This is a genomic window from Nitratireductor luteus (genome assembly GCF_026162365.1).
Classification (GTDB): Bacteria; Pseudomonadota; Alphaproteobacteria; order Rhizobiales; family Rhizobiaceae; genus Chelativorans; species Chelativorans luteus.
In genome coordinates, this window is record NZ_JAOANW010000002.1 from 364,209 (window position 1) to 377,316 (window position 13,108).

General features: G+C 62.5%; 17 protein-coding genes and 1 tRNA gene. 14 read left to right on the plus strand and 4 right to left on the minus strand.

All coding sequences use genetic code 11. The annotated features are described in order from the left end of the window. Positions 1–5: 5 nt before the first annotated feature. On the minus strand, positions 6–611 hold the full coding sequence (leuD, locus tag N1058_RS04320; protein ID WP_265516253.1) for a 3-isopropylmalate dehydratase small subunit: 606 nt from the start codon (positions 609–611) through the stop codon (positions 6–8). A gap of 130 nt (positions 612–741) precedes the next feature. Between leuD and N1058_RS04325 the strand changes: the two genes are divergently transcribed. From N1058_RS04325 to N1058_RS04335, 3 genes are all read left to right on the plus strand, one after another. After that, positions 742–1,635: an HpcH/HpaI aldolase/citrate lyase family protein gene (locus N1058_RS04325; protein ID WP_265516254.1), complete on the plus strand. Its 894-nt coding sequence runs from the start codon at positions 742–744 to the stop codon at positions 1,633–1,635. Continuing rightward, positions 1,632–1,838 carry a DUF1737 domain-containing protein gene (locus N1058_RS04330; RefSeq protein ID WP_265516255.1) on the plus strand — a complete coding sequence of 69 codons (207 nt, stop codon included), beginning with the start codon at positions 1,632–1,634 and terminating at the stop codon, positions 1,836–1,838. The genes N1058_RS04325 and N1058_RS04330 overlap by 4 nt, the downstream gene beginning before the upstream one ends. A gap of 77 nt (positions 1,839–1,915) precedes the next feature. Further along, positions 1,916–2,299, plus strand: coding sequence for a DUF6693 family protein (locus N1058_RS04335; protein ID WP_265516256.1), 384 nt, complete (start codon positions 1,916–1,918; stop codon positions 2,297–2,299). A gap of 33 nt (positions 2,300–2,332) precedes the next feature. Here the strand turns inward: N1058_RS04335 and N1058_RS04340 are convergent, their stop codons facing one another. Both N1058_RS04340 and N1058_RS04345 read right to left on the minus strand, forming a co-directional pair. Then, positions 2,333–2,755, minus strand: a complete 423-nt coding sequence (locus tag N1058_RS04340; protein ID WP_265516257.1) for a metallopeptidase family protein — start codon at positions 2,753–2,755, stop codon at positions 2,333–2,335. A 142-nt stretch (positions 2,756–2,897) separates the two neighbouring features. Then, positions 2,898–2,987, minus strand: a tRNA-Ser gene (locus tag N1058_RS04345). A gap of 288 nt (positions 2,988–3,275) precedes the next feature. On the opposite strand from N1058_RS04345, the gene N1058_RS04350 reads away from it, so the two are divergent. The 7 genes from N1058_RS04350 (at position 3,276) to N1058_RS04380 (ending at position 9,337) form a co-directional block, all read left to right on the plus strand. Next, positions 3,276–3,911: a 50S ribosomal protein L21 gene (locus N1058_RS04350; protein WP_265516370.1), complete on the plus strand. Its 636-nt coding sequence runs from the start codon at positions 3,276–3,278 to the stop codon at positions 3,909–3,911. An 86-nt stretch (positions 3,912–3,997) separates the two neighbouring features. Then, positions 3,998–4,267 (plus strand): 50S ribosomal protein L27, encoded by a 270-nt coding sequence (gene rpmA, locus N1058_RS04355; RefSeq protein ID WP_265516258.1) that lies wholly within the window; start codon positions 3,998–4,000, stop codon positions 4,265–4,267. A gap of 121 nt (positions 4,268–4,388) precedes the next feature. Further along, a complete protein-coding gene (locus tag N1058_RS04360; protein ID WP_265516259.1) occupies positions 4,389–4,976 on the plus strand; it encodes a GNAT family N-acetyltransferase in 588 nt (195 codons plus the stop codon). A 203-nt stretch (positions 4,977–5,179) separates the two neighbouring features. Then, the gene (obgE, locus tag N1058_RS04365) at positions 5,180–6,217 is read left to right on the plus strand and encodes a GTPase ObgE (protein ID WP_265516260.1); all 1,038 of its coding nucleotides are present in this window, start codon (positions 5,180–5,182) and stop codon (positions 6,215–6,217) included. Between the two features lie 37 nt (positions 6,218–6,254). Further along, entirely contained in the window at positions 6,255–7,409 is a 1,155-nt protein-coding gene (proB, locus tag N1058_RS04370; RefSeq protein ID WP_274709146.1) for a glutamate 5-kinase, read from the plus strand. Further along, positions 7,410–8,696, plus strand: coding sequence for a glutamate-5-semialdehyde dehydrogenase (locus tag N1058_RS04375; RefSeq protein WP_265516261.1), 1,287 nt, complete (start codon positions 7,410–7,412; stop codon positions 8,694–8,696). Between the two features lie 59 nt (positions 8,697–8,755). Then, positions 8,756–9,337 (plus strand): nicotinate-nucleotide adenylyltransferase, encoded by a 582-nt coding sequence (locus N1058_RS04380; RefSeq protein ID WP_265516372.1) that lies wholly within the window; start codon positions 8,756–8,758, stop codon positions 9,335–9,337. Between the two features lie 43 nt (positions 9,338–9,380). Here N1058_RS04380 and N1058_RS04385 read toward each other — a convergent pair whose 3' ends face one another. Next, on the minus strand, positions 9,381–9,539 hold the full coding sequence (locus N1058_RS04385; protein ID WP_265516262.1) for a hypothetical protein: 159 nt from the start codon (positions 9,537–9,539) through the stop codon (positions 9,381–9,383). 144 nt (positions 9,540–9,683) lie between these two features. Here N1058_RS04385 and N1058_RS04390 point away from each other — a divergent pair, with 144 nt between their 5' ends. The 4 genes from N1058_RS04390 (at position 9,684) to N1058_RS04405 (ending at position 12,605) form a co-directional block, all read left to right on the plus strand. Beyond that, the gene (locus N1058_RS04390) at positions 9,684–10,487 is read left to right on the plus strand and encodes an SDR family NAD(P)-dependent oxidoreductase (RefSeq protein ID WP_265516263.1); all 804 of its coding nucleotides are present in this window, start codon (positions 9,684–9,686) and stop codon (positions 10,485–10,487) included. A 334-nt stretch (positions 10,488–10,821) separates the two neighbouring features. Beyond that, entirely contained in the window at positions 10,822–11,406 is a 585-nt protein-coding gene (locus N1058_RS04395) for a DJ-1/PfpI family protein (RefSeq protein ID WP_265516264.1), read from the plus strand. Positions 11,407–11,516: 110 nt separating this feature from the next. After that, positions 11,517–11,885 (plus strand): VOC family protein, encoded by a 369-nt coding sequence (locus N1058_RS04400; RefSeq protein ID WP_265516265.1) that lies wholly within the window; start codon positions 11,517–11,519, stop codon positions 11,883–11,885. Between the two features lie 12 nt (positions 11,886–11,897). Next, on the plus strand, positions 11,898–12,605 hold the full coding sequence (locus N1058_RS04405; RefSeq protein WP_265516266.1) for a helix-turn-helix transcriptional regulator: 708 nt from the start codon (positions 11,898–11,900) through the stop codon (positions 12,603–12,605). Positions 12,606–13,108: the final 503 nt, after the last annotated feature.

Consider the following 13,108-nt stretch of genomic DNA (forward strand, 5'->3'; position numbering starts at 1 on the left):
AAACCTCAAGCCCAAGGACGGGCCTGGCTGTATTTGCCCTCGAAGCTGTCGATGGCGGCTGCTTTTTCCAGCGTCAACCCGATGTCGTCGAGACCGTTCAGCAGGCAATGCCGCTTGAAGGCGTCGATCTCGAACTTGATGACGCCGCCGTCGGGTCCGCGAATCTCCTGCTCCTGGAGATCGACCGTCAGCGTGGCGTTGGAGCCGCGCTCGGCGTCGTCCATCAGCTTCTCCAGCTCTTCCTCGCTCACCTTGATGGGCAGGATGCCGTTCTTGAAGCAGTTGTTGTAGAAAATATCCGCAAAGCTGGTGGCGATTACGCAGCGAATGCCGAAGTCAAGCAGAGCCCATGGCGCATGCTCACGGCTGGAACCGCAGCCGAAATTGTCGCCGGCCACCAATACCTTGGCATTGCGATAGGCCGGCTGGTTGAGCACGAAATCAGGATTTTCCGAGCCGTTTTCATTATAACGCATTTCGGCAAACAGCCCGGTTCCCAGCCCCGTACGTTTGATCGTCTTGAGATAATCCTTGGGTATGATCATGTCTGTATCGACATTGACGATCGGAAGGGGAGCGGCGACGCCGGTGAGCGTGGTGAACTTTTCCATGAGCGTAAGACCTGTGGTCCTTGGTATTGGCGGCTGGATGCCCTGTTTTGCATAGGAGTTTTGTTTGCACAAGCCCGACGCGATGCCAAGGCATCTTGCGTGAACGTAAGAGCTGAGCAAAGAATTGCTTATGAATGATTCGCCTATCAGGCTGCGCCGTTCCGCGCTCTATGTCCCCGCGAGCAATGCGAAGGCCTTGGCCAAGGCCAAGAGCCTGTCCTGCGACGCGGTCATTTTCGATCTCGAGGATTCCGCTGCGCCGGAAGAAAAGGGAGCCGCCAGGGAACGCCTGCGCGAGTTGCTCTCTTCCCAGGCGCGTCCATCCTGCGAGATCATCATCCGCATCAACCCCCTTTGCAGCGAATGGGGCACGGAAGATCTGTTGGCTGCCCGCGCCATGCGACCGGACGGCATACTGCTTCCCAAGGTGGAGGGGCCGAAGGATATCCTCGCCGCCGACGAGGCGCTGGAGGAAGCAGATGCGCCGCCTTCGGTGAAGCTCTGGGCCATGATGGAAACGTCGCGTTCCATCGTCAATGCCGCCGCCATCGCCGAGCTTGCCTGCAATCCCGCCGCCCGGCTCGCCTGCCTGGTGGCTGGCATCAATGACCTCGTCAAGGAAACGCGTATCGCGCCGCTGCGGGAGAACCTGCGGCCCTGGCTCTTGCAGATCGTTCTTGCCGGGCGCGCCGCCGGCATCGATGTTCTTGCCGGCGTCACTAACAACTTTCGCGACATGGAAGTTTTCGCGAAGGATTGCTCGGACGCGCGCTCTATGGGCTTCGACGGAAAAACGCTCATCCACCCGGCCCAGATATACCCCGCCAACGCCATCTTCGCTCCTTCATCCGAAGAGCTCGCTGAGGCGCGAGGAATCGTGGAGGCCTTCTCAAGGCCCGAGAACCGGGAAAAGAACGTCGTCGCGCTGAATGGGCGCATGATGGAGCGGCTGCACCTCGAACAGGCAAGAGCACTGATAAGACGGGCCCAGGCCATCGAGGAATTGGAGGACAGCGAGGAATGAGGCTGTACCGGTTCTTGACCGGGCCAGACGATTCAGGCTTCTGCCACAAGGTGACGGCGGCGCTGAATAAGGGCTGGCTCCTGCACGGTTCGCCAATCTATGCCTATGATGCGGAAGCCCGGACCATGCGCTGCGGGCAGGCCGTCTACAAGGAAGTCGAGGGCGTCGACTACACGGCCGATACCAAGCTCGGCGAGTGGTAATTTCTTGCCGTCATGCAATTTTTGATTGCGACCCTTGATCCGTGTGGTTGAATAACTGACGGGCAGGGGGATCAAGGATGACGACGATCAACGTTATAAGTGATGGTGGCCAGGCGCAGGCTTCGTCCGGCGGCGGTATGAAGCTGCGATGCGAATATTCGATCATGGAAGCGATCGGCTATCTCATCATATGGGCCATCGTGTCGATCGCAACGCTCGGGGTCGGAGCGTTCTTTGCGATCTACTATTTCTACAAGACCATCATCAACAAGACCTATCTCCTCAATCGCGAGGGGCATCAGGTTGCGAGGCTGGAATGCGAGATCAATCTGGCAGAGGTGATTGGTCACGTGGTCCTGTGGATCATCATCACGATAGTGACGCTGGGGATCGGCCTGCTCTTCTATGTCTTCAGAACCCTGCGGCTATGCATGAACAAGACGCGGGTGATGAGGCTCTGACAGCTGCAGCCCTCGTCGAACGCCGGGCAACGATCAGGCGACGGCTTCTTCGATGCGCACCATGTCGTCGTCCGAAAGGCCGAAATGATGGCCGATCTCGTGGATGAGCACATGGGCAACGATGTCGCCCAGCGTTTCCTCGTTCTCTGCCCAATAGTCGAGGATGGCCCGGCGATACAGCGTCACTCGGTTGGGACCTTCGCCCGTCGCCGGGTTCCAGCGTTCCGCAATACCGCGTCCCTCGAAAAGCCCCAGCAGGTCGAAAGGCGTTTCCAGCGCCAGATCGTCCATGATCTCCTCGGTAGGGAATTCCGCGATCTGGATGATGATCTCGCCCGTTAGCTCGCGGAAATCCTGGGGCAATGTGGCATAGGTCTCAAGCGCGAGGAGTTCGAGCTCGGGTAGCGAGGGCGAAAGCTGGTCCTGCCAGGCGCGGGTCTGATAGATGCGTGCCATTTCCTGTCCTTGTGGGAGCGCATATAGCGGTTTCCTTTCCAACTTTCGAGAGCACGCATATCGACCCCTCTCACGCCCCGGACGCCATACGGCATAATGGCCCGGCAACCTGATCCCTAATCCATTAGATTTTAATAGGAAATGGCGGAGAGGGAGGGATTCGAACCCCCGATACCCTTGCGAGTATGCCGCATTTCGAGTGCGGTGCTTTCAACCACTCAGCCACCTCTCCGCGGTCGCCGGTGCCGGGCAAAGCCCTGTGCGGGCGCTTAGATAGCGGCGAACCGCTTTTGATACAAGGCTAAATCTGTGCCAAATCCGGTCCCGGACTCTCATGATCGGCGGTGGCGGACTTGACCTTGCGGCCCGCTTGAATTATGGACCCGCCTATTGCGGCGTGGAGCGTTCTCTGCGCCGCTTATTTCGTGAGGCCTTCGGGCCTATTAAATCAGACTGATAAAAAGACGGCAGGCAGCGTGCGCGCGGCCCAAGCCGGACCGGACACCGAAAGGCTAGAATGATGTTCGCAGTCATCAAGACCGGCGGAAAGCAGTATCGCGTTTCCGCAAACGACCTCCTTGAGGTCGAAAAAGTTTCCGGCGAGCCCGGCGACATCATCCAGTTCGGCGATGTGCTCATCGTCGGCGAGGGCGAGGACGTAACTCTCGGCGTGCCGTTCGTGGACGGCGCCAGCGTGGCGGCCGAGGTGGTGGAGCAGGGGCGCGGCAAGAAGGTGATCGCCTTCAAGAAGCGCCGCCGGCAGAATTCGCGCCGCAAGCGCGGCCATCGCCAGCTTCTGACCACCGTGCGCATCTCGGAGATCCTGACGGGTGGCGCCAAGCCTTCCAAGAAGGCGGCGGCAAAGGCCGAGGCCAAGAAGGACGGCGAGAAGGCCGCGCCGAAGAAGGCCGAAGCCAAGGCCGAGGCAACCGCGGCTCCGCTGTTCACGGCGCCGGCGGGCGAGCTCGACGATCTGACCAAGATCAAGGGCATCGGTCCGGTAGCGGCGGGCCAGCTCCAGGAGCAGGGCATCGCCACCTACGCGCAGATCGCCGGACTTTCCGACGACGATGTCGCGCGGATCGACGAAGCCATGCCTTTCAGCGCCGATCAGATCAAGGACTGGCGCGAGCAGGCCAAGGAACTGGCAAAGTAGGGCCAGTTCGAAAACAGAATTGAATTTGGACGCGAAGGCGTTCATAAGAACAACCAGGCGTTCGCAGGACGCAAAGGAGTAACACCATGGCACACAAAAAAGCTGGCGGTTCGTCGCGCAACGGTCGCGATTCCGAATCCAAGCGCCTTGGCGTGAAGAAATTCGGCGGCGAGAAGGTCGTTGCCGGCAACATCATCATTCGTCAGCGCGGCACGAAGTGGCATCCCGGCTCGAATGTCGGCATGGGCAAAGACCACACGCTGTTTGCGCTCGACGCCGGCAATGTGTCCTTCGCCAAGAAGGCCAACGGCCGAACCTACGTGTCCGTAAACCCAATTCTCGAAGCAGCGGAGTAGCCGGTTCCGCACCAAGAACACCGGCGACCCATCTTGGGACCCGGTGTCGGATGAAATCCGGAAAAAGGTTCAGGGGAGATGGGTCGCCATCTCCCCTTTCTTTTTGCCCGGAGGAAAAACGATGGTTGCCGACAGTGAAGAGGTTGAGAGCGAAAGTTACAGTATAGAGTGCCCGGTCCTGGTGACCGAGCGGCTGGTATTGCGGCCGCCGCATGAAGACGATGCGGACGAGCTGGTCGAGCTGGCCAACGACAAGCGGGTGGCCGAGATGCTCTCGCGCATGCCCTATCCCTATAGCGCCGCGGACGCAGTGACCTTCATTCGCGGCAGCAAGACCCGTAGCAATGGCGGTTGCAACTATGCGGTGGCCCTGTCCGACAGCGGCGCCTTCATCGGCTGCGCCGGGCTCGACAACCGCGAGCACGGCCTGGAGCTCGGCTACTGGATCGGAGAACCTTACTGGGGCCGCGGCTATGCGACGGAGGTGGCGCATGCGCTGGTCGATCTGGCGTTCCGGGCGACCGATGCCGACCGGCTGAACGTGTCGTGCCGGGTCATCAACGCGGCCTCGCGCCGGGTGATCCACAAATGCGGGTTCCAGTATGTGGGGCAGGGCATGATGGATTCGGTGGTCGCGGGACGCGTGCCCATCGAGCGCTACCAGCTCGATCGCAGGACCTGGGTCAGCCTCAGGAGCTGGGGCGCATGAGCTGAGGGAAACAGTCGGGAGGCGTTTCGCGAATGCGGGAGCGCCTCTCGCGCTTTCAATTGGCTGCAGCGCCGCGCGTCCTTCCGGATGTACTTGGGACGCTGCAAGTTATTGAATCTGCGCATCGGTGCTTTCCGAAAATCGATTTCGATTTTCGGGCCGATGCTGTAGACGGGACGACAAACGGAAAGATACGCGGCGCCATGAAATTTCTCGACCAAGCAAAAGTCTACATCCGCTCCGGCGATGGCGGGGCGGGCGCGGTTTCGTTCCATCGCGAAAAATACATCGAATTCGGCGGTCCCGATGGCGGCGACGGCGGGCGTGGCGGCGATGTCTGGCTCGAGGCGGTTGACGGCCTCAATACGCTGATCGACTATCGCTATCAGCAGCATTTCAAGGCGCAGACAGGCGTCCATGGCATGGGGCGCAACCGCACCGGTGCCAAGGGCGCGGATGTCGTGCTCAAGGTGCCCGTTGGCACGCAGGTCTTCGAGGAAGACAATGAAACGCTGATCTGCGATCTGACCGAGGTGGGTCAGCGCTTTCGCTTGGCCGCCGGCGGCAATGGCGGCTTCGGCAACCAGCACTTCAAATCCTCTACCAATCGAGCCCCGCGTCGCGCCAATCCCGGTCTGCCGGGCGAGGAAGCGTGGGTATGGCTGCGCCTGAAACTTATTGCCGATGCCGGGCTTGTCGGCCTGCCCAATGCGGGTAAATCAACCTTCCTCGCCTCTGTGACGGCGGCTAAGCCCAAGATCGCGGACTACCCGTTCACGACACTGCACCCCAATCTGGGCGTGGTGCGTGTGAATGCGCGCGAATTCGTGCTTGCAGATATTCCCGGCCTCATCGAAGGCGCCCATATGGGCGTGGGGATCGGCGACCGGTTTTTAGGCCATGTCGAGCGCACGCGGGTGCTTCTGCATCTCGTCTCGTCGCGGGAGGAAGACGTGGCGGCGGCCTATCGCACCGTTCGGGGCGAGCTTGAAGCCTACGGCCATGGACTTGACGAAAAGCCGGAGGTGCTGGCGCTCAGCCAGGCAGATCTGCTGGACGAGGACGAGCGGACCGAAAAGCTTGCCGCCTTGCGGGAAGCTTCCGGCACCCAGCCGTTGCTTCTGTCGGCGGCGACGAAGGAGGGTGTCGAAGGGGTTCTTCGCGCCTTGATGCGCTTCATCGAGGAAGCTCGGACGGAGGAGGCTGGTGCCGAGATCGTGGATGATCGCTGGCAAAAGTGATGGTCGGAACGATGCTGCACCTTCTGGAATTGTCGCTATGAGCATCCCGGCTCTTACTGCCTACCGCCGCATCACCGTCAAGATCGGGTCGGCGCTTCTGGTGGACCGGAACAAGGGTTTACGCGAAGCGTGGCTCGAGGCGCTGGTGGAGGACATTGCCCGGCTGGCGGCTTCCGGAACGGATGTGCTGGTGGTCTCATCGGGTGCAATTGCGCTGGGGCGCACGGTGCTCGGGCTGGAGCGGCGGCGGCTGCCGCTGGAGGAGGCGCAGGCGGCGGCCTCGGTCGGCCAGATCGCGCTTTCAAGCGCCTGGGCCAAGGAGTTTGGCCGGCAGGGGCTCGTTTCGGGCCAGGTTCTCGTCACGCTCGGCGATACGGAAGAGCGCAGGCGCTATCTCAATGCGCGCGCGACCATCTCCACCCTGCTCAAGATGAAAGCGGTGCCGATCATCAATGAGAACGACACGGTGGCGACCAGCGAGATCCGCTATGGCGACAACGACCGGCTGGCTGCGCGCGTGGCGACGATGATGGGATCGGACCTCCTGATATTGCTGTCGGACATCGACGGGCTTTACACCGCGCCGCCCGCGCGCGATGCGGGCGCCACGTTCATTCCGGTCGTCGATGCCATCACACCGGAGATCGAGGCGATGGCGGGCGATGCAGCGTCGGAGCTTTCGCGCGGCGGCATGCGCACCAAGCTCGACGCCGGCAAGATCGCGACCGCCGCAGGAACGGCCATGGTGATCGCCTCGGGCCACACGATGCATCCGTTGCGGGCCATCGAGGAAGGCGGCCGCGCCACACTGTTCAAGCCCAGCGGAACCCCCGTGCGCGCCTACAAGACGTGGATCGCCGGGCAACTCGAGCCTGCGGGCGCGATCGGGGTGGATCAGGGTGCCCTCCATGCGCTCGCAGCCGGAAAATCCTTGCTGCCGGCGGGGGTGAAGTCGGTCTCGGGTCGCTTTTCACGCGGCGACACGGTGGCTATCCTCGGGCCCGACGGTCGCGAGGCCGGCCGCGGCCTTGTCGCGTATGATGCCGAGGACGCCCGCAAGATCGCGGGACTCAAGACGAGCGCCATTGCCGACGTGCTCGGCTACGAGGCCCGCGCCGCGATGGTGCATCGCGACGATCTCGTGCTGGCCGTGCCCGTGAGGCGCGGCGAGACGGTGAAAGCGGAGGAATAGATGCTGAACCCGGTCGACAAGGGCGGCGAGGACATCGCCGAGATGATGCGCGAGATCGGGACGCGGGCGCGGGCGGCGGCCCGGCCGCTCTTCACCGCGTCCACGGAAGCGAAGAACGAGGCCCTGCAGGCGATGGCGGAGGCGCTGACGGCTCGGGCGCCGGCCATTTTGGAGGCCAATGCGCGCGACATGGAGCAAGGGCGCCAGTCCGGCCTGTCCGCTGCAATCATGGACCGGCTGCTGCTCGACGAGGAGCGCATCAGGTCGATGGCCGAAGGCGTCCGCGCCATTGCCGCGCTGAAAGATCCCGTCGGCGATGTCATGGATGCCTGGGAGCGCCCCAACGGCCTCAGGATCGAGCGCGTGCGCACGCCGCTGGGCGTGATCGGCGTGATCTATGAAAGCCGGCCCAACGTGACGGCGGATGCCGGCGCGCTGTGCCTGAAGGCGGGCAATCCGGTCATATTGCGCGGCGGTTCGGATTCGGTCCATTCCTCGGCGGCGATCCATGCCGCACTGGTCGAGGGGCTGAAGTCGGCCGGCCTGCCTGAGGACGCCATACAGCGCGTGCCGGTGACGGACCGGGCGGCGGTCGGGGAAATGCTCAAGGGGCTCGACGGCAATCTCGACGTGATCGTGCCCCGCGGCGGGCGCAGCCTGGTCGAGCGCGTGCAGAGCGATGCGCGGGTGCCGGTATTCGCCCATCTGGAGGGGCTGTGCCACCTCTATATCGACAGGTCCGCCAGCCGGGAAATGGCGGTAGACATCGCTGTCAACGCCAAGATGCGCCGAACGGGCATTTGCGGTGCCGCCGAGACCTTGCTCGTGGACCGGGCCGCGGCGGACACGCATCTGGTTCCCGTGCTTGCCGCACTGGCTGCCGCCGGCTGTGAAATCCGGGCGACGGACGAAGTCCGGGCCCTGTTCCCCGAAGCCGGCGAGGCGAGCGAGGAAGATTGGGCGACGGAGTATCTCGACGCGGTCATATCCGTGAAACTGGTGGACGGCGTGGCGGGCGCGATCGATCACATCGAAACCTGGTCGTCGCATCATACGGAAGGCATTGTCGCCGAGGACGCTGCTGCGGTCGAGCGCTTCTTCAACGAGATCGATTCGGCCATTCTCCTGCACAACGCCTCCACGCAATTCGCCGATGGCGGCGAATTCGGCATGGGAGCCGAGATCGGAATCGCCACGGGCAAGATGCATGCGCGCGGCCCCGTCGGTGTGGAGCAACTCACTTCCTTCAAGTACCGCGTCCGCGGCGCCGGCCAGACCCGCCCGTGAGTTCCCGTCGAGAAGTCGCGGCGGGTGAATTGTCCGGCGTTCCGGCCTCGTGCCTGCGTATGCCCCATGTGGAAAAAGGCATGGCCGTCGGCCTGTTCGGCGGATCGTTCAATCCGCCCCATGCCGGCCATGCGCTGGTGGCGGAAACGGCGCTGCGCCGGCTGCGTCTCGATCAACTCTGGTGGATGGTCACGCCGGGCAACCCGCTCAAGGACAGAAGGGCGCTCGCCCCGCTTTCCGAACGCATCGCCCTGTCGCGGGAATGCTCGAAGGACCCGCGCATCAAGGTCACCGCCTTCGAGGCGGCGCACAAGATCCGCTATACCGCCGATACGATCGAACTGGTGCTCGCGCGCAATCCCGGCGTCAATTTCGTCTGGCTGATGGGAGCCGACAGCCTGCGCGATTTCCACCGCTGGGAGCGCTGGCGCAAAGTTGCCCGCTCGGTGCCCATCGCCGTCTTCGACCGGCCGGGCGCGACGCTTTCCTTCCTGTCGTCGAAAATGGCCAAGGTGTTCGACTACGCACGCATCGATGAGGACGACGCGCCGCTGCTGGCCCGCCTGTCGCCGCCCGCCTGGACCTTTGTCCACGGCCCGCGGTCGTCGCTGTCGTCGACGCAATTGCGTGAAATGATCTGAGAGCCTGTTTTGCAGGCCGCCATCGCGACTTTCGGAACAGGCTCTAAGTGTGACTCAGCGCCACGGTGACCATCATTGCCGCCAGTGCGAGCACCGCCAGTTTCCAGAAATCCCGGCGTTTTCTCAATCCCGGCAGGCCGAGCGGGCGGATGAGGTGCAGAGCCATCATCGCCACGATCAGCAGAGAGAGGATTTTGGTCATGCGGGGTCCCGGAAAAGGTTCGCGGCCGTTGTGCACGCGGACCAGAACAATGTCAAAAGCATCACGACATATGTGGGCGCCCGGCTTGACCTTGGCTGCTCGACGGATCAGTTTTCCGCGCATGTGAAAAGATGAGGTGGGACAATGGCACTGGACGGCAAGGCGGCAATCGTCACGGGCGCAGCAGGCGGTATCGGTTATGCGATTGCGGAGCGGCTGCTGCGGGAGGGCGTGCGCGTGGTCATCGCCGACATAGATACGGAAAAGGGCGCTCGCGCGGTCGGGGATCTGGAGCAGTTCGGCGAAGTGCGCTTCGTCAAGGCGGATGTCGGCAAGAGCCTCGACGTGCACAATCTCGTCGCCTCGACGATCGACGCGTTGGGCGATATCGACATCCTCGTCAACAATGCCGGCATCGTGCATGGTGCGGACTTCCTCGACATCAAGGAAGAGGATTTCGACCGTGTCCTGAAGGTCAATCTGAAAGGCACCTTCCTGGTGGGGCAGGCGGTGGCCCGCTACATGGCCGACAAGGTGGAGGGCGGCGGCGTGCCGGGCGTCATCGTCAACATGTCGTCGGTGAACGCGGTCTTCGCCATAGCCAATCAGGTGCCTTATTCGGTTTCCAAGGGCGGCGTGAATCAGCTGACCAAGGTGATGGCGCTGTCACTCGCGCCATACGGCATCCGCGTCAACGCCATCGGTCCGGGTTCGATCATGACAGACATGCTGGCGAGCGTGAATGGCGACCCTGCGGCCAAGAACCGCATCCTCTCCCGCACACCGATGGGCCGCATCGGCGACCCGCAGGAGATCGCATCCGTCGCCGCGTTTCTGGTGTCCGACGACGCTAGCTATATCACGGGCCAGACCATATACGCCGATGGCGGCCGGCTGCCCCTGAACTACACCGTGGCGGTAAAGGATGACGGGGAAGACGGCGCATAGGACGGCAGGACGGTCCCGCTTCTGTCCTGACAGAATGTTGTCATGACGGGTGTGCGATACGGGCAATCACATCATCGAGGAGGATGCGAGATGCCTATGTTCAAGAATCCCGGTCTGTCTTCCCTTGCGGGCTGGGCCCGTGACTGGCGGCAGCGCCGCCGTCGCCGCATCGGCGAGCGAATCATGAAGGACCTTCCACGTCGTCTCCAGGACGACATAGGTTGGGAGCCACCGACGCGGAATCGGCGGCGCTAGATCGTGTTTCGTCGATCCGCGCTGTGATCTATTGTCTCTTCGGCGTGCTTGGTGTCGCATTCCTGCGCAGGAGAACCCAATGGCACAGCAGCAAAAGACGATCGGCATAGTCTTCATAGACCACTTGGCCGACTGGGAATATGGATTGCTAGCGGCCTCGGCGGTCGAATGGCTCGGCGCGCGCGTGGTGGCTCTGACACCTGAGGGCGATCCGGTTCGTTCGACGGCGGGTTTTCAGGTGAGTGCGGATCGCGACTTTGACCCCGCGCAAAATGAAGATCTGGATGCCCTTGCCCTTATTGGCTCTGATTGTTGGGCCTCGGCGGACGCACCCGACGTTGCACCGCTTCTGAAGAGCGTGGCCGGGCGCGGTGGCGTCATAGGCGGGATCTGCGGGGCAACGCTGCCGCTTGCCAAAGCGGGTCTGTTCGCCGATGCGAAGCACACGAGCAATGGCCGCGAGTGGATCAACGAACATGTACCTGGCTATGCCGGTGCGGCCAATTACATCGATACGCCCAAGGCCGTCGCGGATGGTCGTATCGTCAGCGCGGCGGGAACGGCACCCGTCACCTTCGCGGCGAACTTCCTGCGCCTTGTGTTTCCGGATCAGGAGCCGGTGGTGCAGGAGATGCAGAGCTTCATGTCGCGCGAGCACGCGTAGAGCCTGCTAGGGGCGGCCTGCTTCTTCTACCGGCTGTGACACCCCTCCTGACGGTATGTTGTCAGGATGGGTGTGCGATAAGGCCGGAAACGAGGATATGGAGAGGTGCCATGAGCGAATACAGCCCGGACAATGCAGCCGTCTGGTTCGAGATACCGGTAACCGATATGGCCCGGGCCCGTGCCTTTTACGGCGCCGTTCTTCAAAACACCCTTACGGACATGGACGGACCCAATCCGATGGCACGGTTCGCGGCGAAGGATGACCAGGCGGTCGCCGGGCATATCTATCCCGGCAAGCCGGCTGCCGAGGGAACGGGCATCACGATTCACCTATCGGTCGCGGCTCCGCTCGAGGACGCGATGGCGCGCGTCGAGGAAAATGGCGGCAAGGTGGTCTCCCCCATCGTGCCTATACCCGCGGGACGATTCGTGTATTGTCTCGACCCCGACGGCAATAGCTTTGGCTTGTTCAACTAAGGATTGTCCCTCATGCGACGAGCGGACAGGCTGTTCCAGATCGTCCAGCATCTGCGGGGAGGCAGGCTCGTTACGGCCCGTATACTCTCCGAGCGGCTGGAAGTTTCGGAACGCACGATATACCGCGACATCGCCGATCTTCAGTCGACCGGCGTTCCGATCGACGGAGAGGCGGGCGTGGGCTATCTCATGCGCGAAGGCTTTGAGCTGCCGCCGCTGATGTTTACGCGCGACGAGATCGTGGCATTGGTGGCAGGAGCCCGCATGGTGCGCGCCTTCGGCGGCGCGGCCATGGCCCGGGCGGCCGAGGAGGCGCTGGTCAAGATCGGCACCGTGCTGCCCGAAGCCGAGCGCGAGCGTATTTCACGAACCGAGATCCACACGCCCGACTGGGTGATCTCGGATGCCGAGCGCCTCATCATCGACGAACTGGAAAAAGCGATCGAGCAGCGGCGGGTGCTGCGGCTCGACTATCGCGACGAGGCCGGCCGCGGCACGCTGCGGGAGGTGCGCCCGCTTGGACTGTGGTTCTGGGGCAAGGTGTGGACGCTGGTCGGCTGGTGTGAGCTGCGCGGCGATTTCCGTGCCTTCCGCATCGACCGCATCGCGGTGATGAGCGAAGCCGGGCGCACTTTCAAGCCCGAACGCGGCAAACAGCTTGGCGATTTCTACCGCCGGCTGGAGCTGCGGGAGGGCTCCGGCAACGGCCACGACAGGTGATCCCAGCTACCTCGGCGCTGGATAACAAAAGGGCTGTCCTTACGGACAGCCCTCGTGTTTTCGTATTCTCACGCGGCCCTGGCAGGCCTCAACAGGCCCGTCCGCGCTTCATGCGCTTCAGCGGAAAGACTGCTCCCCGCAAAGGCAATCCATCGAGACCACGCTTGAACGGAAATCACTCGACATTGGATCACCTCCTTTCGTTTCGTTGCTGATGGACGCAATGTGGAGCCTAACGCCGTCATCTGCAAGAGGCGGATCCCGCAGGATGTCGATTCCTTGCATTCGGGCCGAATAGAGAGCAGGTTGCCCTATGGGACGGGGCGCCAAGATGATCTCTATGACGGTCTTCCTGACGATGTTCGTCGCGGGAGGTCCCTTAATGGCAGCTCCTCCAGAGTTGCGCGTTTCAACGCCCTCGGACGTCGTTCAAGCACAGGCAAGCTGCAAGGCGGTAAGCTCCTGCCGTGAAGCAGTTGTCATGTGGTGCAATGGTTACCGGC

Excerpts from the sequence above, each read along its gene's own strand:
- N1058_RS04335 (WP_265516256.1), top strand. The coding sequence starts at position 1,916 with ATGACGACGATCAACGTTATAAGTGATGGTGGCCAGGCGCAGGCTTCG.
- N1058_RS04405 (WP_265516266.1), top strand. The coding sequence starts at position 11,898 with ATGCGACGAGCGGACAGGCTGTTCCAGATCGTCCAGCATCTGCGGGGA.
- N1058_RS04380 (WP_265516372.1), top strand. The coding sequence starts at position 8,756 with ATGCCCCATGTGGAAAAAGGCATGGCCGTCGGCCTGTTCGGCGGATCG.
- proB (WP_274709146.1), top strand. The coding sequence starts at position 6,255 with ATGAGCATCCCGGCTCTTACTGCCTACCGCCGCATCACCGTCAAGATC.
- leuD (WP_265516253.1), bottom strand. The coding sequence starts at position 611 with ATGGAAAAGTTCACCACGCTCACCGGCGTCGCCGCTCCCCTTCCGATC.
- N1058_RS04340 (WP_265516257.1), bottom strand. The coding sequence starts at position 2,755 with ATGGCACGCATCTATCAGACCCGCGCCTGGCAGGACCAGCTTTCGCCC.
- N1058_RS04350 (WP_265516370.1), top strand. The coding sequence starts at position 3,276 with ATGTTCGCAGTCATCAAGACCGGCGGAAAGCAGTATCGCGTTTCCGCA.
- N1058_RS04390 (WP_265516263.1), top strand. The coding sequence starts at position 9,684 with ATGGCACTGGACGGCAAGGCGGCAATCGTCACGGGCGCAGCAGGCGGT.
- rpmA (WP_265516258.1), top strand. The coding sequence starts at position 3,998 with ATGGCACACAAAAAAGCTGGCGGTTCGTCGCGCAACGGTCGCGATTCC.
- N1058_RS04330 (WP_265516255.1), top strand. The coding sequence starts at position 1,632 with ATGAGGCTGTACCGGTTCTTGACCGGGCCAGACGATTCAGGCTTCTGC.
- N1058_RS04375 (WP_265516261.1), top strand. The coding sequence starts at position 7,410 with ATGCTGAACCCGGTCGACAAGGGCGGCGAGGACATCGCCGAGATGATG.
- N1058_RS04400 (WP_265516265.1), top strand. The coding sequence starts at position 11,517 with ATGAGCGAATACAGCCCGGACAATGCAGCCGTCTGGTTCGAGATACCG.
- N1058_RS04395 (WP_265516264.1), top strand. The coding sequence starts at position 10,822 with ATGGCACAGCAGCAAAAGACGATCGGCATAGTCTTCATAGACCACTTG.
- obgE (WP_265516260.1), top strand. The coding sequence starts at position 5,180 with ATGAAATTTCTCGACCAAGCAAAAGTCTACATCCGCTCCGGCGATGGC.
- N1058_RS04360 (WP_265516259.1), top strand. The coding sequence starts at position 4,389 with ATGGTTGCCGACAGTGAAGAGGTTGAGAGCGAAAGTTACAGTATAGAG.
- N1058_RS04325 (WP_265516254.1), top strand. The coding sequence starts at position 742 with ATGAATGATTCGCCTATCAGGCTGCGCCGTTCCGCGCTCTATGTCCCC.
- N1058_RS04385 (WP_265516262.1), bottom strand. The coding sequence starts at position 9,539 with ATGACCAAAATCCTCTCTCTGCTGATCGTGGCGATGATGGCTCTGCAC.